A 25,515-nucleotide genomic window follows, 5' to 3' on the forward strand; every position below is an offset into this window, starting at 1 on the left:
GGCGGCCTGGTTCGGAATCTCAGTCGTGTTTCATCGCAGGGCGTCGCATTCCGCTGTAGGCTACCCCGACCCCTGCCAGGAAAATCAGGACAGCGAGGTAGACCGGGCCGAGGTGCCCAAGCGTGGCCAGACCCCACGGGTAATGTGCGGGGACGGCCACTGCGAGTCCCACGGTCGGGACCACAACAGCTGTGGCGAAGGCCCACCGTTCTCCTCGGCGCACCCCGTACCAGGACAGGCCTGCGATGGCCAGCCCGGTCGCCGCGATGAAGCCGCTGAGCGCAATGTGCAGATGGCTGATGTAGTGATGCAGCTGCGGGCTAAACGCCTCAACCTCCGCCATCCCCTTGTCTACTTGATCGGGGCCGATACCCAGCTCGAGGAAGGCACCCGTAAAGTTGAGTCCCAGGAAGACTGCGGCGTACGCAACAAAGGCCAGCCCAGCAAGCGTCATGAGAGCGGCCCCCGTCCTGAGGCGGGCCTGGTCCCCCGGAGTAGTTTGGATGGCAGGCATAGCCACCACCCCTCTCTCAGTCATGTAGGTACTCGATAAGAGCCCCGTGATGGTAGGCCTGTCAAGAGAGAGTCCCGAATAGGAGGCAGGCTTCTGCGCCTCGGCCGAGCGGGCGTTCGACCCGCCCTGGAAGGCAGGCACGTGGTTGTGCTGTCCAACAACAACGGCTGCGCCGTCACCCGGTCCCAGAAAACCAAGGCCCTGGGCATCCCTATGGGTGAGCCGTGGTTCAAACTCGCCCCGCGGACCAAGGAGTTGCAGGTAAGGGGCGCTATTCAAACGAGCGCTATTCGGAGCGAATATCGGCCTTGGCCAATACTCGGGTTCGTAAGGGCGACCTACCGGCTCACTAATTCCGAGCCGCATCGGTTTACGGGCGGCGCCCCTCAGATCGCAACCGACGTGGCCTGGCTCCGGTTCCAACACCGACAAGCGCCGAGATGGTCGGCGAAGCAGGGTACTCGGCGGCACCCCGGAGAACTCACGTAGACCCATGGTTGGTTCCAAGTAGACAGCGCGCTCATGCCGAATTGAGGATGTCCGCGGCAATGTCCAGTGATCTATCTGACCGAGGCCTTCAAGAACGTCCGCGCGAGGGTCAAGGCCAACGCACGTCGGTGCCCGTCAGGTCGACTTCACGGCACCCTGGGGGCAGGGACGGATGTTGTCGGATGCTTCCACATGCTGTACGCCACCGGCAGCATGGCCACGAGAGCGGCGACACCATGGACGTAGAACTGGACGGCGGACAGCGGGACAACGCGCGACAGGGCCATGACGAGCAGCGCCACGACGACGACCCAGGTAAGCAAAGGGCTCAGCAGTCCGCTACGCGAGACACTGATGGCAAAGCCGACCATCCCGACAGCAAATGTGACCGCCGCGGCGATCAGCAGCGGGATGAACCATGGGATCAGGGCATCTTGAGCCGCCCCGACGTCTCCCCCCGTTTCACTCGCGGCGAGCGGTGCGAATTCCATTGCTGGCAGCATCGCGTACAGCGTGCTGCCGATGACGACGAAGGGCAGCGCGGCGGCGCTCCAGCGGTCTTCGCCTAGCTCCTGGAGGTGACTTCTGATCGCGAGGAATGCCACCGCCAGGACTGCTGAAGCGACTCCCGACGCCAAGTGCACAACTCCCCAACGCGTCGGGTCGGCGGTGACCTCCGCAACCAATGCATCCGTGTTCGGCAGTCGGCCGGGCAGGTACGGGTGGTAACTGAGAGCCGCGAGCAGGATCACTGGCGCGATCGCTACGACGCCTGCGCGGAGCGAATGCTTGGCCTGGATAGACATAAGGAGCCTCCTGCAGCAGGTGCCACGCCGGGCTCCGTCCCACCGGAGTCGGTTCTGGAAACTCAGTATAAACCTGTGAGTCATGGGAGCGATGCGGACGGCACTCGCCGGTTCCTTCCATCCGATAACCATCCAGGCCAACCCAAGGCGGATAAGCGGAATCTCCAGCAGCCGCTCGTCAAGCTCCAACAGGGGGCCTCCGACCACGAGCGCCGGCACAATCACGGGCAGGCCACGCCCTCGACCTCACCGCCCGGTCGCCGGACAAAGGAGAGAGGAGGCAGATGTGAGACCCGCGAACGGACGCATAGAGGCGTCGACTAATTGGAAGTTTGTGGGAGGAGAAGCTGGCCTTGGTGACAGCTGAAGTCCTCCCTAAAACTGCGGCCCCGAAAGTCAAAGCTGAATTCTCAGTCCAACTTCCGGGGAGCAGTTCACGGCATGGGCGGGGATCTTCGGATATACGTTGGGCGGCAGCGTGTTACCTTCTGGCGATGAAGTAGGCGTTGAACGGATCTGATTCGATGTCCTTGGACTCCACGTTCGCGAAGCCGACGTCGGCGAGCATCGACAGCGCGAGCTGTTCGCCCCAGGCGGTGCCCAGCCCGTCGCCGTCGAGTCCGAGCGAAACGCTCATGCAGTGGAAGGTCGAGATCGCGTACAGGTAGCTGCCCCAAGGGAGCTCAATGTTCTCCTCCACCTTGCTGGATGCCTTGATGTCCACCATCAGGAAGATCCCGTCCGGCCGCAGCGCGCGATGGATATTGCGCAGCACGGCCGCCGGATGCGCCTGGTCGTGGATGGCGTCGAAAGCCGTCACCGCATCGAAGCAGGCCCCGACGTCCAAGCCTGCCACATCAACGACCTCGAAGCTGGCGTTCGCCAGTCCCAACCGTTCCGCCTCACTGCGGGCGGCGCGGATGGCTGCCTCGGAGAAGTCGTAGCCGGTGAACCTGCTGGCGGGGAAAGCCCGGGCCATGAGGTTGATCGCGTGGCCGCTGCCGCAGCCGACGTCGGCCACGTCGATCCCGGCCTTCAGCCGTTCAGGCAGATCAGGTACCAACGGCAGGATCACGTCCAGCAGTGCCGCATCGTGTACCGCCGCGCTGGTCTCGGCCATGTTCCGGTGGAAGTGGGGGTAGTCCCCGTAGGACAGCCCGCTGCCGTGCCGGAAACGCTCGATGATCTTCTGTTCAACTTCGCCCATCATGGAAATGTGCTGCATCAGGATGGCCATGTTGCCCGGACCCGCGGCGCTGGTCAGGACGGCAGCATGCTCACGGGGCAGCCAGTACGTCCCGGTCGCCGCATCGTAGCGGACCACGCGCGCCGCGGTCATTCCGCCCAGCCATTCGCGCACATAGCGCTCGTTGAGGTCGCTGGCGTCGGCTAGCTGCTCACTGGTGGCGGCGGGCAAGCCTGCCAGCGTCTCGAACAGGCCTGTCTGGTGCCCAACGCTGGTCAGCAGGGCGATCGCGGCATCATTCAGGATGCCTACGAAGCGTCCGGCTAGAGCCTCGGAGGCCTCGGCGTCGAACTCCGCCAGTGAGGTTTCGTGGTCGATGGTCATTGTTTTCGTTCCTCCCTTTACTCCAGGCGTCTGTGCCTGATTGATTCCAGCGTAGGAATTTCCAGGTGCTAACGGCATCGGGCGAATGATGCGTTCTGTCCGGAGCAAATGGGGCGAATCATGCAGACGCCGGTCCGGGTAGTTAGCGCCCCGACGTCGGCCGGAAGACGGCGGGAACTAGCGGCGCGGCTGCAGTCCGTGTTCGTGAGCCCAGGCCGCGGCGGCAGTGCGCGAGGAGACGCCGATCTTGGCAAAGATGTTTGCCAGGTGCCTGCCGACCGTCTTCTGGCTGATGAACAATGCCTCGGCGGTTTGCTTGTTGCTGGCTCCCGCGGCGGTGAATGCCAGCACGTCCGCCTCGCGCTCGGTCAGCCCGCCGGGCAGTCCGCCCGATAGTCGGCCGCCGTCGAGCCGGCGGACATCCGGCAGGGCACCGAGTTCGCGATAGATCGCCAGTGCGGTGGCGGAGTCCGCGGCGGCGACGCTGGACTGTCCCAGCCCGAGGTGCGCCTGGGCGAGCTGTTCGTAGGCTCTGGCTGTGTCGTAGCGGGCATGCAGGCTCCGGTACTCGTGGACGACGGCCTGCAGCACCGGCAACGCCTCGGCGTGCTGAGACTGGGCGATCAGGATGGCGGACCGGGCCTGCCCGGCCCAGGCGCGGAAGCCGGCGGTGGCGAACACGGCTGCGGTTTCCTCCAGCCGGGTGCAGAGCCGCTCGGCCTCATCAAAGTGCCCGAGAGCTAGGGCGATTTCGACGCCGGCCACCAGCAGCCGTGCCCCCGCCAGCCTGTCCCGCCCGGCCAAGGCGGCACAAAGGCCAGCCCAGGCCGCCTCGTTCTTCCCTGCGGCGTGCAGAAGCAGCGACTCGCCCGGCTGCGGTTCGGTCCCCAACTCCCGGGCCCGGGCGTAAGCTTTCGCAGCGCCGCTGCTGTCCCCGCGAAGTCGGCGTATTTCGCCCAGCTGGTAGTAGGCCTCGCCTGCCACCCAGTTGTTCCGGCCCACGAGTTCCGCCCCACTCTGCTCGATCGCGTGTTCCGCCGCGTCCCAGCCGCCTTCGATGCTCAGCAGCTGCAGTCGATGGATGCGGCAGATGCCGGCATACACGACGTCTCCGACGAACTGCTCGCCCCACTGCTCGGTGGCGTCAGTCCAGGCGCGCATCCGGTGCAGGTCGGCCAGCTCGTGGCACGCGTGGATCACCGTACAGTAGATTTCGCCTGCCCATTCCGGCGGTAGCCGGCCGGCGAGGACCGGAAGCATTGCCTCGTCCAGCTGGGCAAAGCCGGATACGGTACTGCCGCTGCGCAGGTCTGCCAGGCCGGCGAGCACCAAACCGAAGGATGTGAGTGCGGGGACGCGCAGGCTCCGGCCCAAATCCTGCAGCTTGGCCGCGGTCTCCCTCGCCGGGCGCAGGTCCTCGAGACTAAGCGCGAGGCTGGCATCTAGGTAGAGCAGATAGCCGTGCTCCGGACCCTCTGGAAGACCCTGCAGTAGTCCCCGGGCCCGACTCACCCAACCGGACGCGATGACGACATCTCCACGGATGAACCACAGCAGACCCAGGTGCAGGGCCTTCATGGCCGCATCTGATGCATCGCCGTCGTCCTGGAAGCGGTGGTAGACGTCCTCGGAAACCTCCAACGATTCCTTGACCTGTCCGAGCCACCACGCGGCTCTGCCCAGGAGACTCAAGTCCCCTGTTTCCAGCTCTGACAATGCTCGGGCTTGGCTGAGCTGCCGGTAAGCGGCATGCCAGTCGCCGCGGGCGTACGCCGTCCGCGCTATGGCCAGCAACCCGTCAAACTTGTCCATCCCAGACACCACTTCAACGGTAGCGCCGCGGATAGCAGCCGGTCGAGCCACTCTTGAGGGCAATTCCGGTGAACGAGTGGGACACTCGGTTCCATGCGCGAACTCGTCGTTCTCGGTACGGACCCCCGGGTCCCGACGCGGTTCCGCAACCACAAGCGTTACCTGCTGCGCCGGGATGGCGAGGCCCTGCTCTTCGATCAGAAGCTCCATGCGGAATGGCAACCTAGTAACCCGAGCCATTCACCTGCCCAACAAAGGAGAGTGGCCCCTGTGCACTGCACGGGGCCACTCTCTCTTAGCTCTCAGAAGCTGAAGAAGTTCTCAGTGCTGCTCGAACTAATGCTGTGCAAAACCGCCAGCTAGCCTCCAACATGTGCAACTAACAAAGGAGGAACTAGAAGTCCCAGTCGTCGTCCTCAGTGGTGACAGCCTTGCCAATCACATACGACGAACCCGAGCCCGAGAAGAAGTCGTGGTTCTCGTCAGCATTCGGCGATAGGGCCGACAGGATGGCCGGGTTCACGTCGGTGACCGAGGCCGGGAACATGGCTTCGTAGCCCAGGTTCATCAGCGCCTTGTTGGCGTTGTAGTGCAGGAACTTCTTGACGTCCTCGGCCAGGCCAACGGAGTCGTAGAGGTCGTGCGTGTACTGGACTTCGTTTTCGTACAGCTCGAAGAGCAGCTCGAAGGTGTAGTCCTTGATTTCCTGGCGGCGCTCCTCGGAGACCTTCTCCAGGCCCTTCTGGAACTTGTAGCCGATGTAGTAGCCGTGCACGGCTTCGTCGCGGATGATCAGGCGGATCAGGTCAGCCGTGTTCGTCAGCTTGGCCCGTGAGGACCAGTACATGGGCAGGTAGAAGCCCGAGTAGAACAGGAAGCTCTCCAGCAGCGTCGAGGCCACCTTGCGCTTCAGGGGATCGTCGCCCTGGTAGTAGTCCATGACGATCTGGGCCTTCTTCTGAAGGTTCTCGTTCTCGGTGGACCAGCGGAACGCCTCGTCGATTTCCTTGGTGGAGGCCAGCGTGGAGAAGATGGAGGAGTAGCTCTTGGCGTGCACGGACTCCATGAAGGCGATATTCGTATACACGGCCTCTTCATGCGGGGTGATTGCATCCGGGATCAACGAGACGGCGCCGACGGTGCCCTGAATGGTGTCCAGCAGAGTCAGGCCGGTAAACACGCGCATGGTGAGCTGCTGCTCGTCCGGGGTCAGTGTGGCCCACGACTGCACGTCGTTGGACAGCGGGATCTTCTCCGGAAGCCAGAAGTTGTTGACCAGGCGGTTCCAGACGTCCACGTCCTTTTCGTCCTGGATGCGGTTCCAGTTGATGGCTTCAACATGGCTGAGAAGCTTTACTTTTTCTGTCATGACTCCGACTCGCTTTCTGAAGAGAGACTTGGTTTGGCTGAGTCCTCGACGCAATACTTGCAGTCGGCTTTCTCGACGCCTTTGTTGGTGTGATGTCTGGTGTGGGCACTGCGTTGGCTGGACGGCTTAGGGACGCCTTTTCGGACCGCTGACATTTTCGCACGGGTCTCCGCGCTAGCCTTCTTTCCGAAGTTTGGGTTGCCGGCACCCTTCTTGGCCTCTGAGAGCGCTACGCGAGTTTTTTCACTGACAGAATGCCCGAAGCTCGGGTGCTCCGGGCCGAACTTGCCGAAGTTGGGATTCTCCGGACCTGAGTACGATCCCTTGCGCTCCTGCGACCACTTCTCCCGCTGCTCTAAACTGTGGCTCTTGCCGTAAAAGGACGCTCCCGGCCCGGACTGCCTGGCAATTTTGCAACCAGTGGAACGAATCCGAGCAGCCTCCCGCATCTCCTCTGTCCACACGACGCCGGTCGGCCCCAATCCGCCCTCCGATAAATTCAGGAGCCGGTCGCCTTCGCGCCGCAGGTAGCTGATCCAGTCCATCTCGGCCTGTCCTAGTTCAGGCAGTCCTTCAATCCAGTCCAGCTCATCTGCAATAACCTCAGAGCGATCGTGCTTCCGGAGCCAATCGTAGAACGGCGTTTTGCGCCCTTCGGTAGCTACGCGGAGGTGCTGATGGAAACGACGACTGGCCGTCTTGGTGGTGATACCGACATAGCGGTACTCGACCTCCCGCCGAAGCCGGATGCCGTAAACCACGCCGCCCGTCGCCGTCGTCGTTTCCATCTTTCATCCCTTACTAGATCAACCGATTTCAGTTGTCATAGCGCACATGAGACGCAACCCTCAACCTCGGTCCCTTCCAGCGCGAGCTGGCGGAGACGGATGTAGTAGATGGTCTTGATGCCCTTTTTCCAGGCGTAGATCTGGGCCTTGTTGATGTCGCGCGTGGTGGCGGTGTCCTTGAAGAACAGCGTCAGGGACAGGCCCTGGTCCACGTGCTGCGTGGCGGCGGCGTAGGTGTCGATGACCTTCTCGTAGCCAAGCTCGTACGCGTCCTGGTAGTACTCCAGGTTGTCGTTCGTCAGGTACGGCGCCGGGTAGTACACGCGGCCCAGCTTGCCTTCCTTGCGGATCTCGATCTTGGACGCCACCGGGTGGATCGAGGAGGTGGAGTTGTTGATGTAGCTGATCGAGCCCGTCGGCGGGACGGCCTGCAGGTTCTGGTTGTAGATGCCGTGCTCCATGACGGAAGCCTTCAGCTCGCGCCAGTCATCCTGGGTGGGGATGTGGATGTTCTTGAACAGCTCCGCGACCTTCTCGGTCTGGGGCACCCACTCCTGCTCCGTGTACTTGTCGAAGAACTCGCCCGAGGCGTACTTGGACTTCTCGAAGCCGCCGAAGGTCTGGCCGGTCTGGATGGCCAGCTTATTCGAGGCGCGGACAGCGTGGTACACCACCGAGTAGAAGTAGATGTTGGTGAAGTCCAGTCCCTCTTCGGAACCGTAGTGAACGCGCTCCCGTGCCAGGTACCCGTGCAGGTTCATCTGGCCCAGGCCGATGGCGTGGCTCTGGTCGTTGCCCTTCGCGATGGACGGCACCGAGGTGATGTTGGACATGTCGGACACGGCCGAGAGCGAGCGGATGGCCGTCTCGATGGTGAGGCCGAAGTCCGGGGAATCCATGGTCTTCGCGATGTTCAGCGAGCCCAGGTTGCAGGAGATGTCCTTGCCGGTCTGGTCGTAGGACAAGTCATCGTGGTACGTCGTGGGCTGTGAGACCTGGAGGATCTCGGAGCACAGGTTGGACATGATGATCTTGCCGTCAATCGGGTTTTCCCGGTTCACGGTGTCCTCGAACATGATGTACGGGTAGCCGGATTCGAACTGGATCTCGGCGAGCGTCTGGAAGAACTCGCGTGCCTTGATCTTGGTCTTCTTGATCCGGGAATCGTCCACCATCTCGTAGTACTTCTCGGTGACCGAGACGTCGGAGAACGGCATTCCGTAGACGCGTTCGACGTCGTACGGGGAGAAGAGGTACATGTCCTCGTCGCGCTTGGCCAGCTCGAAGGTGATGTCCGGGATCACGACGCCGAGCGAGAGGGTCTTGATGCGGATCTTCTCGTCCGCGTTCTCCCGCTTGGTGTCCAGGAACCGGTAGATGTCCGGGTGGTGGGCGTGCAGGTACACGGCACCTGCGCCCTGGCGGGCACCGAGCTGGTTGGCGTAGGAGAAGCTGTCCTCGAGGAGCTTCATCACGGGGATGACGCCGGAGGACTGGTTCTCGATCTGCTTGATGGGCGCGCCGACTTCGCGGATGTTGGTCAGCGCGAACGCCACGCCGCCGCCGCGCTTGGACAGCTGCAGGGCGGAGTTGATGGAGCGGCCGATCGACTCCATGTTGTCTTCGATGCGGAGCAGGAAACAGGAGACCAGCTCGCCGCGCTGCTTCTTGCCGGCGTTCAGGAACGTGGGCGTGGCCGGCTGGAAGCGGCCTTCGATGATCTCGTCCACCATCTGCAGGGCGAGCTGCTCGTCGCCGCGGGCCAGGTGCAGGGCAACCATGCACACGCGGTCCTCGTAGCGCTCCAGGAAGCGGTTGCCGTCGAACGTCTTCAGCGTGTAGGACGTGTAGAACTTGAAGGCGCCCAGGAAGGTCTCGAAGCGGAACTTCTTCTTGTACGCGCGCTTGTAGAGCTCGCGGATGAAGTTCATCGTGTACTGGTCGAGCGTCTCGCGCTCGTAGTACTGGTTCTTCACCAGGTAGTCGAGCTTCTCTTCCAGGTCGTGGAAGAACACGGTGTTGTTGTTAACGTGCTGCAGGAAGTACTGGTGCGCAGCCTCGCGGTCCGCCTCGAACTGGATCTCGCCGTTCGGCCCGTACAGGTTCAGCATGGCGTTCAGCTCGTGGTAGCCCAGGCCCTTGTAGGCAGCGGGCAGCGCGGGCTTCTCCGCGGCGGGCATGGTTACTTCTGTGTCTGCGACAGTAGTGTCCAAAACTTGTCCAATCCTTGATTTACCAGGCGGACGTCGTCAGGCGTCCCCATGAGTTCGAAGCGGTAGAGGTGCGGTATCTGGCATTTGAAGGCGATGATGTCGCCGGCCATGCAGAAGTTGTCCCCAAAATTTGTGTTTCCTGCGCCGATCACCCCGCGGATCAGTTTTCTGTTCTGCGGGTTGTTGAGGAATCGGATCACCTGTTTCGGCACTGAGCCCTCGCCGCCGGTCCCCCCGTAGGTGGGAACCACCAGGACGAAAGGCTCTGTGGCGACGAGCTCAGCTTCACGCTGATACAGGGGAATCCGGGCTACATCCCGGCCGAGCTTCTCAACGAAGCGCCGGGTGTTCTCGGATGCCGAGGAAAAATAGATGAGTTGGCTTTGGGTCGTATTGACGGCCTGAGCCCCAAGGGGAGCATCGGCCAATGCCAGTGCTGCCACGGGAGTCACCTCGCCTGTGTTGTTGGTGGGAAGTTTTGCCCCTACGCGACGGAGGATGCGGCAGCCAGTGCCAGTTCCTCGATCTTGTCCGGACGGAATCCGGACCAGTGGTCCTGCTCGGTAACCACAACGGGAGCCTGCATGTAACCCAGGGCCTTCAGGCGCTCGAGTGCATCCGCGTCCTGCGAGATGTCGACGCTCTGGTAGGTGATGCCCTTCTTGTCCAGCGCACGGTAGGTCGCGTTGCACTGAACACAGGCCGGTTTCGTGTAAACCGTTACGGTCATGGTCCCTGTCCCCTTTGTTGAAGTCATTGCTCTTCGTTTTCCGCGAGCCCTGCCCGAACTGGAATCCATGTCCGAATACTGGTCTCGCCGGCGGCTGCCCAGGCAGCCTATATGCATGTTGATGTCTGACGCAGATGCCCCGGTCAATCTGTATGTCGATACTACATGTAGTGCAAGCGCCTCGGACGAACCCCTAGATGATGTATTACAAGTATGTCATTTAATGCACCGTTAATCCACAGGCCATTGGGTGAAAAATGTCCGTGTTTCTGCTGTTTTCGAGGACGAAATCCACACCCTGTGGAGTAGTTAGCCACATTTAATCCCCTGCGTGTCGCGTGGTGGACGGCGTGTCGCCCCGGTGCCGCACGCGTGTCGCGGGGCACACAAAAGGGGTCCTGATCGCTTCGTCAGGACCCCCGATGTGATGAACGGAACTATGTGTGCGGGTTGGCGGGAGGACCGCCGGCCGCACGCTTGGACGCTGCGTGGTCCAGGACAATCTGCTGGACGTCGAGGTAGCCCGTCTCGAAGCCGGCCCTGGAGTAGCACAGGTAGAACAGCCACATCCGCTGGAAGACCGCGTCGAAGCCCATCGCCGCCACCTCGTCGGCGCGGGCCATGAACCGCTCCTCCCAGAGGCGCAGGGTCTGCGCGTAATGCTCGCCCATGGCCAGGCGTTCACGGACCCGGAGGCCGGTCTGCTTCTCGGTGATTTCCTCGATGGCCCGGACGGACGGGATGACGCCGCCGGGGAAGATGTACTTGTGCACCCAGGTGTAGCTCGTCCGGGTGGCGATCAGCCGGTCGTGGGCGATGGTGATGGCCTGGATGGCCACCTTGCCGCCGGGGGCCAGAACGCGCTCGATCGTCTGGAAGTACGTGGCCCAATACTCGTAGCCGACGGCCTCGATCATTTCGACCGACACGACGGCATCGTACTCGCCCTCCACGGCCCGGTAGTCCTTGAGCTCGATGGTCACGGAGTCGGCGTAGCCGGCCTCCGCTACGCGCCAGCGGGCGAGTTCCTGCTGTTCGCTGGAAAGCGTGACGGAATAGACGGTGGCGCCGCGTGCAGCCGCCCGCAGGGCGAGTTCACCCCAACCTGTGCCGATTTCCAGGACCCGCGTCCCCTGCCCGACGCCGGCTTTGTCCAGCAACCGGTCGATCTTCGCCTGCTGGGCGGCGGCGAAACCGTCCCAGGCAACGGTCCGCAGGGCGTCCCCGCTCTCCGGAAAGAGCGCGCTGGAGTACGTCATGGTGCTGTCCAGGAAGGAGGCGAACAGCTCGTTGGAGAGGTCATAGTGCCGCGAGATGTTGGAGCGGGTGTTCTGCTCGGTGTTGCGTTCCCTGAGCGGCTGGCGCGGGAGGTATAGGGCCCTCAGTTTCTGCAACGGCTCGGGCACGAGCGACCCGACGCGGGCGGCGAAGACCTCCATCACCGCGGTGAGGTCGTCGGCGTCCCAGTCCCCTGCCATGTAGGACTCCCCCAGGCCGATCAGCCCGCCGCCGCCGAGCCTGGCAGCAAAGGCATCCGGACGGTTCATGGTCATGACCGGGTAGGTCTGGCCGGGCCCGGCTGCCCTGCCGAGGACCGTCCCGTCCGGGTAACGGACTTCGAGGGGGAGCCTCCGCACCGCGGCCTTGAAGATGGCGTCGGCGGCCCGGCCGGCCACCAGTGCCTTGAGGCTCGTGGGCACCGTGGCGATGCTCGGCCACACTTCGGCGTCGATCACTGCCGGCGGCTGGGGAACGGTGCAGGGACCTGTACTGTCCGGGGCGAAGCCGGTCCGGACCGGGGTGGAACCCCGGTCCGCAGGCTGTCCGGCGGGGGATCCGGTCGTTTCGGTCATTGTCACTGAACTGCCTCCTGTGAGGGGTGGTGGGGTCGTTTGATGAGGGGCAGCCGGCGCGCCCAGAGCTTGATGCCCTGCCACCGGATCTGCGCGGCTACGCGCAGCGGCGCCAGGGGAACGGCGAGCGCGGCGGCGAGGATGTTCGGGACGGACGCGTCATGGCGTTCGCCGTCCACGGTGGCCACGAAAGGCTTGTGCCCGTCGCGCTCCAGCACGATGGATACAGCGAGCCGCTCCCCCGGTTCGGGGAGTTTCATCCGGTACTGGCCCTCGACGTCGTTGAACGGAGAAACGTAAAACGCCTTGGGCACACTGGCCCGGCCGGCGTCGTCCGTTTCGAGCAGGTAGCAGTGCCGCTCACCGTAGGTGTTGTGCACTTCGGCGACGACGCAGCGCAGGCCGCCGGCGGCGTCGTGGCACCAGAACAGGCTGAGCGGGTTGAAGACGTAGCCCAACACCCTTGCGCTGGCCAGCATGGTGATCCTGCCGCCGTCGGGCTCTATCCCCCGGGTCCGCAGGAACCGTTCCACGTTGCCGCGGAACGAGCCTTCCGGATCGCCGAGGTGGTCCGCGACGCGGAAATCCGCGAGGGGTCGGAGCGGCCAGGGCACGGACGGGAGCCGGTCGACGTCGACGTACCAGCTGTAGCTGCGGTACGTAAACGCATTGTGCAGCGGCGTGCGGCGCACATGCGCAATGGAGGTGCGGTAAATGGCTGCCTGGGTGCTCATCGGGCCCCCACCGCGGCAGCGCCCTGCAGGGACGAATGCTGCGGGCCGGGACCGGACAGTGCGGACTGCTGTTCCCACTCCCGTCCAAGGCGGGCTGCCGCCTTGACGCCGGAGAGTGCGCCGTCCTCATGGAAACCCCAGCCGTGGTACGCGCCGGCGAAGGCCAGGCGCCCATCCCCCAGCGCCAGGATCTGCTGCTGGGCCCGGAGGGATTCGGGCGTGTACTGCGGATGTTCGTAGACCATCCTGTCCAGCACCGTCCCGTCGGCAATGAGGTCGGACTCCCCCAGGCTCACGATGTAGCGGCCGCCGTCCGCGGGCACGAGCCGCTGCAGGCGCGTCATGTCGTAGCTGACCAGGACCCTGTCCGGCTGCGCGTCGCAGGACGGCAGCCGGTAGTTCCAGGAGGCCTTGGCATTGCCGCTGGACGGCAGGACGGCCTCGTCGCGGTGAAACACCGTCTGGTTGACGGAGTAGGGCATGTTGCCCAGGGCGTCCCTCTCCGCCGGTGACGCGTCGGACAGCATGCGCAGCGCCTGCCCGGGATGCGTGGCGATCACGACGGCGTCGAAGGTTTCCCTTCCGTGCGGGGTGGTCAGTTCGACCCCCTCCGCATGGCGGCGTACGGAGGTGACCGGGCTGGCGAGCCGGACGTCCGGCAGGGTGGCGGCCAGCTTATCCACGTAGGCACGGGATCCGCCGGTCACCGTCCGCCACTGCGGCGAGCCCGTGACACCCAGGAGGCCGTGGTGGGCCAGGAAGGTGAAGAGGTACCGTGCCGGGTAGGCCAGCGCGGTGGTGGGATCGCAGGACCAGACGGCACTGACCACGGGGGTCATGAAGTGCGAAACGAAGTAGCTGCTGAACTTCTCCCGGGCCAGGAAATCTGCCAGCGTCAGGCCGTCCTTGCCGGCATCCGCGGCTGATTCTTCCCGGGCCAGCAGGGCGCGGGCGCGGCGGTGGAACCGCGTCACCTCCAGCAGCATCAGCAGGTACCTTCCGCGTAGCAGGGTGGAGGGCCGGGGAATGATGCCGCGCCCTTTGGCACGGGCTCCGGCATATTCCAGGCCGCATCCGTCGCAGCGGACCGACATGCTCATCTCGGACTCCTGCGTCTCGACGCCCAGCTCCGCGAAGAGCCGCAGCAGCGTTGGGTACGTGCGTTCGTTGTGCACGATGAAGCCCGTGTCCACGGCAAGGGACGGGTTGTCCGCCTGCATCACGTCGTGAGTGTGCGCATGTCCGCCCAGCCGGGACTCCGCCTCGAAGAGGGTCACGTTGTCCCGTTGGTTCAGGACATAGGCCGCGGTCAGTCCTGCCACGCCGCTGCCAATCACGGCTACCCGCCGGCCATCCGGAATCGTTGCTGCTTGCGACACTGATCTGCTCCTGTTGGTTTGGCCTGAAACATCCTGATGGATCGTCTTATGGGCAATTCGTCACCGACGGGCGTCCGGATGAGTATTAATTCCAACTGGCCGTCGTGGCGCGATTCTCCGCAATGGACACAGCCCCAGGGGAGTCGACGTCCCGGGGTCCCGGGGCGATATGCCACAATGAAGCGGGATTTCCGAAGGCGAAGGGCAACCATTGATCAACCCTGTTCATTTGCGGACGCTGGTCGAGGTCACTCGCCTGGGCTCATTCGCGGCGGCGGCCAGCCGGCTCGGCTACACCGCCTCCGCCGTCTCCCAGCAGATGTCCGCCCTGGAGCGGGACACAGGCGTGGATCTTTTCCAGCGCTCCGCCAGGAGTATCCACCCCACCGAAGCCGCCCTGGTGATGACCCGGCACGCCGCCAAGGTCCTGACGGACATCGAGGCCCTCATGGCGGCCGCCTCCAGGACCCACGACGCCACCAGCCAGGAGCTCAGGCTGGGCATTTTCCCCAGCCTCGCCACCTATGTCCTGCCGCTGATCCTGCGGAACCCGGCGTGGAAGAAGCTCGGCATCGACCTGCGGGTTTCCGTGGCCGAGCCTGCGCAGACCATCCAGGGGTTGCGCACCGGGGGCGAGTTGGATGTCGCCCTGGTCTACCAGGTGGGCCAGTCCGGCCTGGCGTGGCCCCACACCGTGAACCGGCAGTGGATCGGCGACGACGAATTCCGCGTGGTGCTGCCCGCGGCCTGGGGTTTCCGCGCTGACGCCAAGGTGGCTGCGGACCATCTGTCCGATATGCCGTGGATCGTCCATCACCCGGGGACCAGCGACGCGACGGTGATTGAACGGCTGTTCGCCAGCTGCAACCTGCACCCGCGGGTCGTTGCCTACAGCGATGACTTCCACGCCAGCCTCGAAATGACCGCCTCGGGACTTGGCGCCGCGCTTGTTCCCGAACTCGCCCTGCGGCACCGGCCTGCCGGCGTGGTGGTCCTTGACGTTCCGGAGATCAGGCTGGCCAGGAACGTCTTCGCCCTGCTGATCAACGACAAGCAGACGGCACGGGTCCAGCTCTTCGTCGAGCTACTGGCCGACACCCTGCACAGCCTGGGAGCTGCCCGCAAGGACTAACGGGTCCTGGAGCTAACGGGTCCTGAAACTAACGGGTCCTGGAACGGCCGGGCATCCGGCCTGTAAAGGACAGTAGGGCGGTCACCAGCTTGTCCTTCGCCGTGCCGTACGGCGGATAGGCCAGCCCGATGGTGTCCGGCCACATCGGCTTGTCCAGGCTGGCCCGCTCGTGCGAGAACGTCCGCACGGAATGTTCACCGTGGTACGCCCCCATGCCGCTTCCGCCGACCCCGCCGAACGGGAGCCCCGGGATCGCAGCGTGCGCCGCCGGCGCCCCGTATGCAAGCGCGCCGGATGAGGTACTCTCCGCGAAGGACCGTCGGACGTTGTCATCAGGGCTGAAAACATACACCGCGAGGGGCTTGGGACCGGCGTTGATCATGCGGATGGCCTCGTCCCTTCCGCCAACGGGGACCAGCGGGAGCAGCGGGCCGAAGATTTCCTCGCCCAGGACCAGGTCGCCGGGTTCGGGCCGCAGCAATGTCGGCGCAAAGTACCGGCTGCCCCGGTCCCGCTGGCCGCCGTGGACCACCGTACTTCCGTCAGCCAGTTCCGCGAGCCGTTCGAAGTGCCGGTCATCGACGATCCGGCCATAGGAACCGCTGGACGACGGGTCTGTCCCGAACATTGCGGTGATGGCGTGGACCAGCTGCGGTTGAAGGGCGTCCAGCACCTCGGGGGTGGCCAGCACATAGTCGGGCGCCACGCACGTCTGCCCGGCGTTCACGAACCGGCCCCAGACTATGCGCCTGGCTGTGGTGGCCAGGTCAGCGGTGCCATCCACATACGCCGGGCACCGGCCTCCCAGTTCCAGGGTCACAGGCGTCAGGTGTTCGGCTGCAGCCCGCATGACCACGCGGGCGGCGTTTTGCCCGCCGGTGAAGAAGATATGGTCGAAACGCTCCGCCAGCAGGGCCGTGGTTTCAGGGATGCCTCCGGCCACCACCTCGGCGGCGCCGCCCAGGTACCCTGGCACCCAGCGGACCAGGGCCGCCGATGTGGCCGGGGCGTGCTCGCTCGGCTTCAGGACCACGGTGTTGCCGGCGGCAAGGGCTCCGGCGAGCGGTGCGAGGGCCAGCTGGACAGGATAGTTCCAGGGACCGATTACCAGCACCACCCCGAGCGGAGTCAGCTCGGTCCAGGCCCTGGCCGGCTGCACGGCGAGCGGCACGTCGACCCGGCGGGGCCGCAGCCATCCGGCCAGGTGCCGTTCCAGGTGGGCCGCCTCGGCGGTGACGAATCCAAGTTCGGTCAGCTGCGATTCGCTCCGGTGCTTGCCCAGGTCGCTGAGCAGGGCATCGGCAAAATCCTCACCGCGCTCGGCCAGCATCCTGCGCAGATTGCCCAGTTGTTCGAGGCGCCAGGCCAGCGGACGCGTCGCCCCGCTGTCGAAAAGCTTGCGGGATCGGGCGACGGCGGCGGCAGCAGTGTGCATCCGATCAATGTACCTGCGCGGGGACCCGCTCGGGTCCCGTCCCAGATAAAAAATCCCCGATGCTGGAATGGACTGCCCGAGAGGACTATGTTGAAGATATGAACAAGGTACTCAGCCGCCACTTTGGAGAGATCGAGCTCAACCACGGCCGGGACCATAACATCGCCGCCAAACACGAACTGGCCGGCCAGCCGGTTGAGCTGGACCTGAACATCAACGCGCATGACCACTTCGACGAGGCGGCCATGCACAAGGTGGACTACCGGCTGCGGTACCTGCCCGAGCTTGTGGACCAGGTGCGGGACATGATCGCCGAGGAACTGGACCAGGAAGGCACCAGCCCCCAGGAGTACCGCCACTTCCACTGCAATGCCATCAAGGACGAGCACCTCAAGAAGGTGTTCGGCGTCGAGGACAAGAGCCAGCTGACGAATGCCGTGTTCCTGAAGGCCCTGAAACTGGGCCATGTGGGCATCTACCCCGGCCAGCCAGAACGCTACTTCGTCCTGGACTTCACCCTGGGCGAGCACTTCACCGACGAAGTGCTGGTGGCCTCCGCTGACGAGGACGGCGTGGTGGACGACGAAATCGTCTGGGAGTCCTGAAGCAATCGATTGTTAAAGCACGACGGCGGCCGGTCACCTGAGGTGACCGGCCGCCGTCGTGTGTGGCTGCTTTTGGCTACTGCGTGGCTGCTTCCAGCAGGCCGGCGCGGACCGTCTTGGTGGCCGCGACGAGGTTGCGCAGGGACTCTTCGGTCTCGACGTAGCCGCGGGTCTTCAGGCCGCAGTCCGGGTTGACCCAGAGCTGGCGGGACGGAACGTGCTTCACAGCGGTGCTGAGCAGATCGGTGACCTCCTGCTCGCCCGGAACGCGCGGCGAGTGGATGTCGTAGACGCCCGGGCCAACGCCGCGGCCGAAGCCGTGGGACTCGAGGTCGTGGACAACCTCCATGCGTGAACGTGCGGCCTCGATGGAGGTGACGTCCGCGTCCAGTCCGTCGATGGCGTCGATGATGGCGCCGAACTCGGAGTAGCACAGGTGGGTGTGGATCTGGGTGGCGTCGGCAGCACCGGCCGTGGCGAGGCGGAACGAGTTCACGGACCAGTCCAGGTAAGCGGCCTGGTCGGCCTTGCGCAGGGGAAGGAGCTCGCGGAGGGCGGGCTCGTCCACCTGGATGACCTTGATGCCGGCGGTTTCGAGGTCGGCGATTTCGTCGCGCAGGGCCAGGCCGACCTGGTTGGCGGTCTCGCCCAGCGGCTGGTCGTCGCGGACGAACGACCAGGCCAGGATGGTGACCGGACCGGTGAGCATGCCCTTCATCGGCTTGCTGGTCAGCGACTGGGCGTATTCGGCCCAGGCCACCGTGATGGGGGCGCTGCGGGTGACGTCGCCCCAGAGGATGGACGGGCGGGTGCAGCGTGAGCCGTAGGACTGGACCCAGCCGTGGACCGTGACGTCGAAGCCTTCGAGGTTCTCGGCGAAGTACTGGACCATGTCATTGCGCTCAGGCTCGCCGTGCACCAGGACGTCGTAGCCGAGCTCTTCCTGCAGCTCCACAACGCGCTTGATCTCGTCCTTCATGAGCTGCTCGTACTGCTCGTTGGTGAGGTCGCCCTTGTTGTTGCGGGCACGGGCCGAACGGATTTCGGAGGTCTGCGGGAACGAGCCGATGGTGGTGGTGGGCAGCGGCGGCAGGTGCAGGGCCTCTTCCTGGGCGGCTTCGCGGACCGAGTACTCGGAGCGGTTGAAGTCGGCCGGGGTCAGGGCAGCGGTGCGGGCACGGACGTCGGCGCGCTGGACGCCCTCGGCTGCGGCGCGGGAAGCGATGATGCGGGTGGCTTCATCGATGGCCGGCTGCACGGCGGCAGCGTCGGTCAGCAGGCCGGCGAGGGTAACAACCTCAACAGCCTTCTGGTCGGCGAATGCCAGCCAGCTGCGGAGCTGCTCGGACAGCTGGGCCTCTTCCTCAACGTCGTGCGGGACGTGCTGGGTGGAGGTGGAGGTGCTGATGGCCAGCTTGGCAACGGACATCTTCAGTTCGGCGATCTTGTCCGCCGAGGCGGCAAGATCGTTGCGCCAGATGTTGTGGCCGTCCACGACGCCAGCGACCAGGGTCTTGCTTCCCAGTGCGGCGAGTGCTGCTGCGGAGGGGACGGCGCCCTTGAAGATGTCGATGTGCAGGGCATCGATGTTGGTGGCGGCGAGGGTGCCGAGCTGGCCGTTCAGTGCGCCGTACGGGGTGGAAACGAACAGCTGCGGGCGCTGGGCAGCCGAGGAGAGAACCTCGTAGGAGCGGGCGACAGCGGCCTGGATTTCCTCGGCGGAGGTGTCCTGGTCAACCACCAGGGCGGGCTCGTCCAGCTGGACCCAGCTGGCGCCGGCGGCGGCGAGCTTCTCCAGCAGCGCGGTGTAGACCGGCAGGACGTCCTCGAGGCGGGACAGCGGGCTGAAGCCGGCGGGGGCGTCGTCGGAAGCCTTGCTCAGGAGCAGGAAGGTGACCGGGCCGACGATGTACGGGCGGGTCTCCACACCATTGGCGAGGGCGTATTCGAATTCCTCAACGATGCGGTTGGAGGCCAGCGTGAAGTTGGTTTCCGGGCCGATTTCCGGCACCAGGTAGTGGTAGTTGGTGTCGAACCACTTGGTCATTTCCAGCGGCTGCTCTTCCTTGTTGCCGCGGGCGAGGGTGAAGTAGCCGTCGATGTCCAGCTGTCCCTCGGCGTTGAGGAGGTTGCCGAAACGGGCCGGCACGGCGCCCAGGTGGGCGGCGGCGTCGAGCACCTGGTCGTAGAAGGAGAAGGTGCCCGGTACGGCTGCTGCTTCGGTGAGGCCCAGGCCCCGCAGGCGCTTGGCGGTGCCCAGCTGGATTTCCTTGGCGGCGGCGTCAAGCGCGGCTGCGTCGATCTTGCCCGCCCAGTAGGCTTCGACAGCCTTCTTCAGTTCGCGGCGGCGGCCGATGCGCGGGTAGCCCAGGATCGAGGCCGACGGGAACGGAGTGGCCACGGCCGGGGTGTTCTGCTCAGTCATGTGAAATTCCTTGGATCTGTTGGTGAAAATCGGGGGGTGTTTGGTGCTGCAGATGCTAGGTGCTTGGTGCTAAAGGGGCGGGCGGGGCCGACCCTCAGCTCGCCATTTCCTGGTGGCGGCGGGCAATAGTATTGAGCCTGCTCGCCGGACGGGCCGGCCGCGGCAGGGCCAGCTTGTCCAGGACCTCCAGGGCACACGCATGTTCGTTGAAGGTGTACAGGTGAATGCCCGGTGCTCCGGCATCCAAGGCGGCGTTAGCCAGGTCCACCGTGGCGCGGACGCCGATCAGCCGGCGTTCCGCGTCGGTATCCGCCGCGGCCAGCCGTGCCATCAGTTCCGGTGCGGGTTCGACGCCGGTCAGCTCACCCAGGCGGGTCAGCCGGCGCACGCTGGTCAGCGGCATCACGCCCGGAATGATCGGGATCGTGACCCCCGCCCGGCGTGCCCTCGTGATGAGGTCGGCATACTGTTCGGTCTGGAAGAACACCTGGGTGATGGCAAAGTCAGCACCGGAGCGCTGCTTGGCCAGCAGCACCTCGACGTCGTGGGCCTCCGTGGGCGATTCCGGGTGCCGGGTGGGGTACGCGGCCACACCGACAGCCACCTTGCCGGCGCACAGCAGGGCCGAACGGCGCTGCTCCACGCGGCGGATCAGTTCGATGAGGTCCTGGGCGTAACGCAGGGAGCCGCTGGCGGGGGTTCCGCCGTCCTTGGGCTGGTCTCCGCGGAGCGCCAGGATGCCCCGGACGCCGACGTCGAGCAGTTCACCGATGATTTCGGACAGCTCCTGGGGCGTGTTGCCCACGCAGGTCAGGTGTGCCAGCGGGCGGAGCGTCGTCTCCAGCAGGAGACGGTTGATGAGTTCGACGGCGGTGTCCCGATTGGATCCGCTGGCGCCGTACGTCACGGATACGTAGTCCGGGTCCGTGGATTCCAGCTCGCGGATGGTGGTCCAGAGCGACTCGGCGGCAGCCGGGGAACGCGGCGGGAACAGCTCATAGGAGAGCGCCACCGGGGCAGTGTCGGAGAGATTCGGGTGCGTGTCAATAAGGCTAGGTGGAGACATTTGCGTCCTTGGCTTTGAGCCATTGGCGGCAGCTGCGCCTCAGTCCATGGGACCTCGGAAACGCCGAACCGTCAATGAATTTGAGTTTGGGGAACACGGAATTAACTTCGGCAGGGCGCAGCCGCGACTGTTACGCCTGACAAGAAGTATTCCGTGAGCAAATGTCAGGCCCACATGGGGGCACCCACACCCTCCTGGCGGCCGCTGGGCGGCACATCCACTGCGGAGGATCGCTGACACGTTACGTCGGTAACTTGTATAAGACTCTAGGGCCCGCCTCCGGGGCGTTCAAGCTGGCCGCCGAATTAAGACGCACCTTTACGCCTTGTTGCGTCACGGCACAGAACATTGTTCGCCCGCAGGTCCGAAATCGACCAGCCCCCGAACTCCGTTGGCGGCGGGCCCTCCGGTTCCGGTCCTTGCAGGTTCCCCGCTACCAGGGTTTTTCGGCACCGGTTTCGGCGTCGCTCCCGTTGAGGTATTCGTCCCGCTGCCTGCCGTCGTTCCGCTCCCGCTGTGCGGACTTGGCGGATTCCTCCAGCTTGTCCAGTTGGCTTTGCTGCGGTTCGGGGTCGGGCTGCGGCTGCTCTTCGGCTCCGTCGCCGGGTTCCGCCTCCGGGCTTCCGAGCTTGTCGGCTTTGGCCTGCAGCCGCCCTTCAGCCTCCCGCAGGCGGTCGCCTTCGCCGTCGGCTCCGTTGGCGCTGTCCTGGCTTCCGTCCGGGCTAAAGCACCCGGTCGGGGCAGCCTTGACCACGGCCAGGCCGTCGTCGTAAAGTTTGGCGGCGTCGGTGCCGGCATTGCCGGGCTCCGCAGTCTGGTCGGCCAGCCGTTCGATGCTCAGGACCAGGTTGACGCGCACTTTGCATTCATCGGCCGGCGGGGCGTCGGCGAGGGATGCCTCGAAAAGGGTGCGGGCGCCGGCGTAGTCTCCGTTCAGCACCAGGGCATCGCCGGCGGCAAAGGGCGCCTTGTGCCGTTCCACGATGTTCGCGATTCCCAGCCCGGAGGCCGCGGACGCGACGGCAGCCCGGTCGCCGCTGCCGAATGCCACGGTTGCCTGGCCGCCCAGGTAGCCGACGCTCAGCAGCTTGACGGCGAGCGCCACGGCAGCCAACGCGGGCACCGCGGACACCAGCAGCAGGCGGCGCCGTAGATGCTTTCCCGGATTCGGCTTGCCCTCTTGCGGCGGGAATGGCGGGAACGTCTCCCTGTTCATGCGCGGGCCTCCTCTTTCCCAGACCCGAGCTGCCTCAGCTGGCGAAGCACCTTGAGGCTCTCCCACAGTGCAAGAAGGAACGCGGCCAGTGCCGGCGCCCAGTAAAGCTCCACCCGGCCCTCGAGTGACTCCGACGTTTCCTTCAGCGCTCCGGGCCTGGCCGCCTGCATCATCGGCGCCACTGCATCCCCTGCCGCCCGGTGCACGTACGGCACGCCCAGCTGCGTTGCGATCTGCCTCAGCATGTCCTCGTCGATTCGGGACACGGCATCCCCGGCGCTTCCGCCGCTGCGGTCCTGGATATAGTCGGTGCCCGCGGCGGATGAGTAGTTGGCCTTCTCCTTCATCCGCCCGCCCTGCCCGGTTCCGTAACCCAGCACGGCGCCGCCGTTAACCAGGGATGCGTCCACGCGCATCGGTTCGGGTGCCTTGCCGCTGGTCTGCTCGCCGTCGCCCAGGTAATACACGATCCGGGCCCGCTCGGGGTGGCTGTCCCGTGCCGCTTTCAGCCGTTCATTGAGCACAGTCCGGGCAACCGTCACGCTGCTGCCCGTGGAATACACGGTGACCTGGGGCTCCAGGACACCGGTCAGGGTGTCAAGGGCGGAAGCGTCCGTGGTCAGCGGCATCCGTACAACAGCCTGGGAGTCGAACGTGATCAGGGAGAACCTGGCTCCGGCTAGCTCCCCGGCTATTGCCATGATGTCCTTCCGGACGCCGTCGAGCCTGGGGCTGCCGTTTCCGTAGTCCTCGGCTGCGATGCTGCTGGTGGTATCCACGAGAAAGAAGACGTTCAAGTCGGTGGCGGCTGCGCGGACGCTGCCGCCTGGTATGCCGGGCCGGAGCGCCGCGAACAGCAGTAGCACTACCAGCCCCGCGGGCAGCAACGAGCCGCGGAGTCGCGAGCGGCCGTGCCGGCTTCGGACGGCCGTCCACGCCAGGAAGACAACGACGGCGAGAACCACCGAAACCATGACCCACCAGGGCCAGATCGGCTGGAAGGTCATGACCTCAGCCTCCAGGATGCGCCGGCCAGCACCAGGCCGGACACTAAGGCGATTCCCAGCGGAATCTCGGCGCGGTCCGCCAGGGCGGCCTGCGGGGCGGCCTTGAAGGCCGTGGCCTCCGTCGACTGGACCTTGCGGATGATGTCCTGGACCGCTTCCGGGCTGTCCAGGGCGTAGTACGCTCCGTCGGTCCCTTCCGCGGCCATCCTCAGTTGGGCACCGGGCTGGTCCGGGTCAATTCCGTAATCGAACTCTCCGGGGTTGAGGGCATAGACGCGGACGTCCTTCTCCTTGGCCAGCACCGCCGCTTCCTCGAGAGTGAAGATTGGGTCCCCAGAGACAAAATTGTCGGTGGCCAGGATGACGGAACGCGACCGTTCCACTGTGCCGCCGGAGTCTCCCGGCGCACCGTCCTCGGCCGCCGGGAAGCCCTCTACGCACGAAGCCAGCCCGTCACCGATCAGCGAGGAGCCGGCACCGTTCCACGTGCCGTCCAGGAAGCCGGCGCTGCCGGGCGCGCCGTCGAACGCTTCCTTGGCCTCCGCAAGCTGTTCCTGCACGAAGTCATAGTCGTCCGTCAGTGGAAAGACCTGCACCGCGCTGCTGTCGAAGACGGTCAGGCCCAGCCGCTCGCCGTCGAATCCCTGCGCCAGCCGGGCGAAGACTTCCACCACAGCGGCGTCGGCGCTGCTCATGGATCCGGACGCGTCGAGGCACAGGATGATGTCGCGGTTGCGCTGCTCGGGGCTGACCGTGCTTCGCTCGGCCGGGCGTGCTGCTGCCACCACTGCGGCTGCCATCAGCACTCCCCCGGCGACCGCAGCAACAGTGAGCCAGCGGCGGTGGCGCCGCACTGCGGCCCGGTACTCAGGCAATTCGGTCAGCCGGTGGCTGTGGGCCACGGGCCGCCGGACGGAACCGTCGATCCGGTCCCGCTTCCTGACCACCCAGTACGTCCCCCCGGCAACAAGGAAGGCCGCCGGAATCATCCACCAGAAGATCAGTTCCATGTCCGGACCAACTCCCGGGCCGTTTCCGCCGCGGCCGCGACAGAGTCGCGGGGTTCAGTGTCCCGGGGCTCGGGGCTGAACTCCGCCGGATATAGGCTGCTGACGGCCAGTGCGGCGGCCGGAATGCCCTGCCGGTGGAGTTCCGCCAGCGTCATCCGCGGAGCGTCGATCCCGGCAATGTCGCGGACAAAGCTCCTGATGAGCAGGCTCAGCTCCTGGTGAGACGCGCGGGCCGACAACCGGCCGGCCGCGGCCTCGCCCGCCACGGCATCGATGCGGCGCAGGTAGTCCCGCTTCAGGATGGACGGATCCGACGTCGGCCCGAAGGAAGCGGCGGGCACCGCACGCTGCCGTTGCCGGGTGCTCAGGAAGACGAAGGCAAGCCAGGCGGCCACGAGGAACAGCAGGCCAAGGCCTGCCCACGGCAACCACGCACTGTATGACAGCGGGGCATAGAAACCCGAATCATTTTCCACGGCGGTGCCGTTCCAGCAGCGTGAACACCGCAGGCATCACGTCATGGCTGCTGCCCGCGTGGACATGGGCAATGCCCAGCCTGCGCAGCACGGCCTCGCGAGCGGCATCGCGCTGTTCCTGCGCCGCCGTGTAGGCACGGATAACCGCCTCCGACTCAGCCAGCCGGCCGGGGAGGAGACGGGAGTCCGCCACGTCGTAGCGGTCGGCGGGTTGGGTGGCGGAGTCTGCCCCTGCCAGCTGCGCGTCCTGCACTGTCAGCCAAAGGACTTCGTGCTGGGCCCGCAAACGGCGAAGCAGCCGCTCCATCCCGGCATCGGGCACCAGTTCATCGGCCACCACGAAGAGCAGCATGCGCTGCCCGTAGTTGCGTGCCACATAGGAGAGCTGTTCGCCGATGCTGCTGCGGGGCGAGGTCAGCCCCGTGCCGCCGTCGACAGTCCGCAGGATCCTTTCCAGGTGGGCTTCGCCGGCCTTTGCGGGCAAGGACCGGGAGCCCGTGGCGTCACCGCAGACCAGGCCGACGACGTCACCGTGGCGCTGGGCAAGGTAGCCCACCACTCCCAGGGCCATCACGCCAATATCTTTCTTCTCCTCGCCGCCGAGTGCGGAAGCGGCCATGTTGCGGCCGGTGTCCGTGATCAGCAGCACGGTCTGACGCCGCACGGCCACATAGCGCTTGATGAGCGGGGAGCCGTGCCGGGCGGAGGCTTTCCAGTCGATGTCGCGGACTTCGTCTCCGGGGATGTAGGCCCGGAGGTCGTCAAAGTCCAGGCTGCGGCCTTTGAAGACGGAACCGTATTCGCCGTCGAGCATTCCCCGGGCCTTACGGTGGGCGAAGATGGACATCTTCGATTTGACCCGGGTCAGGAGGCTGGACATAGGGGC

Annotated in this window: 22 protein-coding genes and 1 pseudogene; 3 read left to right on the plus strand and 20 right to left on the minus strand. The window is 65.2% G+C overall.

Translation table 11 applies throughout. The features are described from left to right. Positions 1–19: 19 nt before the first annotated feature. Positions 20–538 carry a hypothetical protein gene (locus tag J2S97_RS06135; protein ID WP_307047525.1) on the minus strand — a complete coding sequence of 173 codons (519 nt, stop codon included), beginning with the start codon at positions 536–538 and terminating at the stop codon, positions 20–22. 67 nt (positions 539–605) lie between these two features. Between J2S97_RS06135 and J2S97_RS06140 the strand changes: the two are divergent. Then, positions 606–769 (plus strand): annotated as a pseudogene (locus J2S97_RS06140) (Y-family DNA polymerase); the annotation flags it as partial. A gap of 380 nt (positions 770–1,149) precedes the next feature. Here the strand turns inward: J2S97_RS06140 and J2S97_RS06145 are convergent. The 11 genes from J2S97_RS06145 to J2S97_RS06200 form a co-directional block, all read right to left on the minus strand. Continuing rightward, positions 1,150–1,809: a hypothetical protein gene (locus J2S97_RS06145; protein ID WP_307047527.1), complete on the minus strand. Its 660-nt coding sequence runs from the start codon at positions 1,807–1,809 to the stop codon at positions 1,150–1,152. Between the two features lie 481 nt (positions 1,810–2,290). Next, positions 2,291–3,379, minus strand: coding sequence for a class I SAM-dependent methyltransferase (locus J2S97_RS06150; RefSeq protein WP_307047529.1), 1,089 nt, complete (start codon positions 3,377–3,379; stop codon positions 2,291–2,293). A 177-nt stretch (positions 3,380–3,556) separates the two neighbouring features. Next, positions 3,557–5,191, minus strand: coding sequence for a helix-turn-helix transcriptional regulator (locus J2S97_RS06155; protein WP_307047531.1), 1,635 nt, complete (start codon positions 5,189–5,191; stop codon positions 3,557–3,559). Between the two features lie 394 nt (positions 5,192–5,585). Continuing rightward, a complete protein-coding gene (gene nrdF, locus J2S97_RS06165; protein WP_307047532.1) occupies positions 5,586–6,560 on the minus strand; it encodes a class 1b ribonucleoside-diphosphate reductase subunit beta in 975 nt (324 codons plus the stop codon). Beyond that, on the minus strand, positions 6,557–7,348 hold the full coding sequence (locus J2S97_RS06170; RefSeq protein ID WP_307047534.1) for an NUMOD3 domain-containing DNA-binding protein: 792 nt from the start codon (positions 7,346–7,348) through the stop codon (positions 6,557–6,559). Before J2S97_RS06170 ends, nrdF begins: the two co-directional genes overlap by 4 nt. Positions 7,349–7,383: 35 nt before the next feature. Then, entirely contained in the window at positions 7,384–9,528 is a 2,145-nt protein-coding gene (nrdE, locus tag J2S97_RS06175; RefSeq protein WP_307047792.1) for a class 1b ribonucleoside-diphosphate reductase subunit alpha, read from the minus strand. Positions 9,529–9,530: 2 nt separating this feature from the next. Then, positions 9,531–10,004 carry a class Ib ribonucleoside-diphosphate reductase assembly flavoprotein NrdI gene (gene nrdI, locus J2S97_RS06180; protein WP_181038801.1) on the minus strand — a complete coding sequence of 158 codons (474 nt, stop codon included), beginning with the start codon at positions 10,002–10,004 and terminating at the stop codon, positions 9,531–9,533. A 41-nt stretch (positions 10,005–10,045) separates the two neighbouring features. Further along, complete coding sequence (gene nrdH, locus J2S97_RS06185; protein ID WP_104173085.1) at positions 10,046–10,291, minus strand: glutaredoxin-like protein NrdH; 246 nt, start codon at positions 10,289–10,291, stop codon at positions 10,046–10,048. 437 nt (positions 10,292–10,728) lie between these two features. Next, positions 10,729–12,150: a class I SAM-dependent methyltransferase gene (locus J2S97_RS06190; protein ID WP_373460501.1), complete on the minus strand. Its 1,422-nt coding sequence runs from the start codon at positions 12,148–12,150 to the stop codon at positions 10,729–10,731. Continuing rightward, positions 12,147–12,878, minus strand: a complete 732-nt coding sequence (locus tag J2S97_RS06195) for a DUF1365 domain-containing protein (RefSeq protein ID WP_307047540.1) — start codon at positions 12,876–12,878, stop codon at positions 12,147–12,149. The genes J2S97_RS06190 and J2S97_RS06195 overlap by 4 nt, the downstream gene beginning before the upstream one ends. Then, positions 12,875–14,257: an NAD(P)/FAD-dependent oxidoreductase gene (locus tag J2S97_RS06200; protein WP_307047542.1), complete on the minus strand. Its 1,383-nt coding sequence runs from the start codon at positions 14,255–14,257 to the stop codon at positions 12,875–12,877. Before J2S97_RS06200 ends, J2S97_RS06195 begins: the two co-directional genes overlap by 4 nt. Positions 14,258–14,468: 211 nt before the next feature. Between J2S97_RS06200 and J2S97_RS06205 the strand changes: the two genes are divergently transcribed. Next, positions 14,469–15,389 (plus strand): LysR family transcriptional regulator, encoded by a 921-nt coding sequence (locus tag J2S97_RS06205; protein ID WP_307047544.1) that lies wholly within the window; start codon positions 14,469–14,471, stop codon positions 15,387–15,389. A 28-nt stretch (positions 15,390–15,417) separates the two neighbouring features. Here J2S97_RS06205 and J2S97_RS06210 read toward each other — a convergent pair whose 3' ends face one another. Then, entirely contained in the window at positions 15,418–16,824 is a 1,407-nt protein-coding gene (locus J2S97_RS06210) for an aldehyde dehydrogenase family protein (RefSeq protein ID WP_307047546.1), read from the minus strand. 98 nt (positions 16,825–16,922) lie between these two features. On the opposite strand from J2S97_RS06210, the gene J2S97_RS06215 reads away from it, so the two are divergent. After that, positions 16,923–17,429 (plus strand): DUF2004 domain-containing protein, encoded by a 507-nt coding sequence (locus J2S97_RS06215; protein ID WP_307047548.1) that lies wholly within the window; start codon positions 16,923–16,925, stop codon positions 17,427–17,429. Positions 17,430–17,505: 76 nt separating this feature from the next. On the opposite strand, the gene metE is transcribed toward J2S97_RS06215, so the two are convergent. The 7 genes from metE to J2S97_RS06250 form a co-directional block, all read right to left on the minus strand. Beyond that, the gene (gene metE / locus J2S97_RS06220; protein ID WP_307047552.1) at positions 17,506–19,854 is read right to left on the minus strand and encodes a 5-methyltetrahydropteroyltriglutamate--homocysteine S-methyltransferase; all 2,349 of its coding nucleotides are present in this window, start codon (positions 19,852–19,854) and stop codon (positions 17,506–17,508) included. 94 nt (positions 19,855–19,948) lie between these two features. Further along, positions 19,949–20,920, minus strand: a complete 972-nt coding sequence (locus tag J2S97_RS06225) for a methylenetetrahydrofolate reductase (protein ID WP_307047554.1) — start codon at positions 20,918–20,920, stop codon at positions 19,949–19,951. A 433-nt stretch (positions 20,921–21,353) separates the two neighbouring features. After that, the gene (locus tag J2S97_RS06230) at positions 21,354–22,136 is read right to left on the minus strand and encodes a hypothetical protein (RefSeq protein WP_307047556.1); all 783 of its coding nucleotides are present in this window, start codon (positions 22,134–22,136) and stop codon (positions 21,354–21,356) included. Continuing rightward, entirely contained in the window at positions 22,133–23,143 is a 1,011-nt protein-coding gene (locus J2S97_RS06235; protein WP_307047558.1) for a vWA domain-containing protein, read from the minus strand. Before J2S97_RS06235 ends, J2S97_RS06230 begins: the two co-directional genes overlap by 4 nt. Next, on the minus strand, positions 23,140–24,153 hold the full coding sequence (locus J2S97_RS06240; protein ID WP_307047560.1) for a vWA domain-containing protein: 1,014 nt from the start codon (positions 24,151–24,153) through the stop codon (positions 23,140–23,142). Before J2S97_RS06240 ends, J2S97_RS06235 begins: the two co-directional genes overlap by 4 nt. Beyond that, the gene (locus J2S97_RS06245) at positions 24,144–24,581 is read right to left on the minus strand and encodes a hypothetical protein (protein WP_307047562.1); all 438 of its coding nucleotides are present in this window, start codon (positions 24,579–24,581) and stop codon (positions 24,144–24,146) included. The genes J2S97_RS06240 and J2S97_RS06245 overlap by 10 nt, the downstream gene beginning before the upstream one ends. A 37-nt stretch (positions 24,582–24,618) precedes the next feature. After that, positions 24,619–25,509, minus strand: coding sequence for a DUF58 domain-containing protein (locus J2S97_RS06250; protein ID WP_307047564.1), 891 nt, complete (start codon positions 25,507–25,509; stop codon positions 24,619–24,621). Positions 25,510–25,515: the final 6 nt, after the last annotated feature.

The organism is Arthrobacter oryzae (assembly GCF_030812315.1).
Classification (GTDB): Bacteria; Actinomycetota; Actinomycetes; order Actinomycetales; family Micrococcaceae; genus Arthrobacter; species Arthrobacter oryzae_B.